This window comes from Devosia sp., from assembly GCF_041917035.1.
GTDB lineage: Bacteria > Pseudomonadota > Alphaproteobacteria > Rhizobiales > Devosiaceae > Devosia_A.
Genome location: NZ_JAYRYM010000427.1, coordinates 1 through 1,876, shown reverse-complemented (window position 1 = coordinate 1,876; position 1,876 = coordinate 1). Strand labels below are relative to the sequence as shown.

3 protein-coding genes are annotated in these 1,876 nt (G+C 71.5%); 1 reads left to right on the top strand and 2 read right to left on the bottom strand.

What is annotated here, in order from left to right; translation table 11 throughout:
• Window positions 1-876: PfkB family carbohydrate kinase (locus ACE3TU_RS21945; protein ID WP_374627978.1), on the top strand; the 876-nt coding region annotated here is incomplete at its 5' end.
• A 1-nt stretch (window position 877) separates the two neighbouring features.
• Here the strand turns inward: ACE3TU_RS21945 and ACE3TU_RS21940 are convergent.
• Together ACE3TU_RS21940 and ACE3TU_RS21935 are read right to left on the bottom strand one after the other, a co-directional pair.
• The gene (locus ACE3TU_RS21940) at window positions 878-1,510 is read right to left on the bottom strand and encodes a sugar O-acetyltransferase (protein WP_374627977.1); all 633 of its coding nucleotides are present in this window, start codon (window positions 1,508-1,510) and stop codon (window positions 878-880) included.
• Window positions 1,511-1,646: 136 nt separating this feature from the next.
• Window positions 1,647-1,876: hypothetical protein (locus ACE3TU_RS21935; RefSeq protein WP_374627976.1), on the bottom strand; the 230-nt coding region annotated here is incomplete at its 5' end.

Sequence of the window (1,876 nt, the reverse complement as noted above, 5' to 3'; positions counted from 1 at the left end):
CTCTGCGTCGGCGCCATCACCATGGATACCATCTTCCGGCTCGAGCGGCTGCCGGAGGGGAGCGGAAAGGTCATCCCGCTCGACGCGGTGGAGGTGGCCGAGGGCATGGCCGCGGCGCAGGCGGCGACCATCGCCCGGCTCGGCGGCGAGGTCGCGCTGTGGGCCTCGGCCGGCGATGATGCGACGGGCGATCGGCTCGTCGAGCAGATCTCGGGCGAGGGGGTCGACTGCTCCCGGGTCCGGCGAGTCGCCGGGGCGCGCTCGGGCTTTTCGACCATCCTGATGGATCTCAAGGGCGCCACCATCATCGTGCCGCGCTACGATCCCTCGATCACCGCGCCGCCCGATTTCGTGCCGGATGTCGAGGGCTTCGACGCCGTGATGGTCGACGTGCGCTGGCCGGCGGCGGCGCATCTGGCGCTGCTGGCGGCGCGGCGGGCCCACCTGCCGGCCATCCTCGATGCCGACCTGGCGGCGCGCGAGGTGCTCGAGGACCTGCTGCCGCTGGCCAGTCACGTCGTCGCGTCCGAAGGGGCGGCGCGGCTCCTGACCGGCGAGGCCGAGCCGGCGGCCGCGGCGGCCGCGCTCGTTGCCCGCCACCACGGTTTCGTGGCGGTCACCGCCGGTGCCCTGGGCTGCTGGTGGAGCGAGGCCGGCACCATCCGGCACAGCCCGGCCCCACGGATCGATGCTGTGGACACGCTGGCGGCCGGCGACGTCTTCCACGCCGCCTTCGCGCTGCTCCTCGCCGAGGGCCGGCCGATGGCGGAGACCATCGCCTTCGCCTCGGCGGCGGCGGCCATCAAGTGCACCCGCTTCGGCGGCCGGCTCGGCGCGCCGGATCGCCCCGAGGTCGAGGCGTTCCTGCGCCGCTAGGTCAGGCGGCGCGGCGCTTCAGCGCCGGGCCGGGGGCCCGCGCCTCGTCGAGCCGCCGGATGATCCGGCACGGGTTGCCGGCCGCCACCACGTCGGAGGGGATGTCGCGGGTCACCACGCTGCCGGCGCCGATGGTGGTGTTGTCGCCGATGGTGACGCCGCCGAGGATGATCGTGCCGGCGCCGATCCAGCAGTTCCGGCCGACGGTGATCGGCTTGTTGATGCACCAGGCGCCATTGGCCTGGCCGGTCGAGCTATCGTAGGTGAGCCGCTCCGACGCCCTTACCGGATGGCCGGCGGTGAGGAACTGCACCCGTGGGGCAATGGCCGTGCCGTCGCCGATGCGCACATCGGCGCCATCGAGGAACACACAGTCGAAGTTGACGAACACCCCGTCGCCCAGGTGGATGTGCTTGCCATATTCCCAGGTGATGGGAGAAAGTACGAAGGCCTGCCCGAAGCTGCCCAACTGCTCGCGCAGCATGGCGTCGCGGCGGGCGAATTCGTGCCCGGGCGTGGCATTGAGCGCATCGAGCTTCTGGCGCGCCTGCATCTGCATCTCGATCAGGTGCCAGTCGGGGCCGCGGTAGAGTTCGCCGCGGCGCATGCTGTCGTAGCCGGTCGTATCGGTCATCTGAAAATCCTCTCGCGTACCCCCCGCGAAAGCGGTCGACCTCTTAGGGCGTCGAAAGCGACGGGGAAACGGCGAAATTCGCGCCGGGGCGATGCATTCGTCCGATCGGTTCAGCCTCGGTTCAGGGATCGGGCCCTCAGGCCGTGCGGTCGACGAGCCGGCCGACATGCAACGCCAGGCCCCATCGCCGTTCGAGGGTTGCCACGGCCTCGGCCATCTCCCGGCCCGAGATCACCGGAGATTGCGGCGGGGCGTCGGGCGCGGCCCGCTGCTGGGTCAGTTGGCGATCGAGTTCGCCCAGCTTCTTGGCGACCAGCACATTGGCGAGGGCCAGGTTGCCCGTCTCGCGGGCCGCCATGCGCTGGA

Excerpts from the sequence above, each read along its gene's own strand:
- ACE3TU_RS21940 (WP_374627977.1), bottom strand. The coding sequence starts at position 1,510 with ATGACCGATACGACCGGCTACGACAGCATGCGCCGCGGCGAACTCTAC.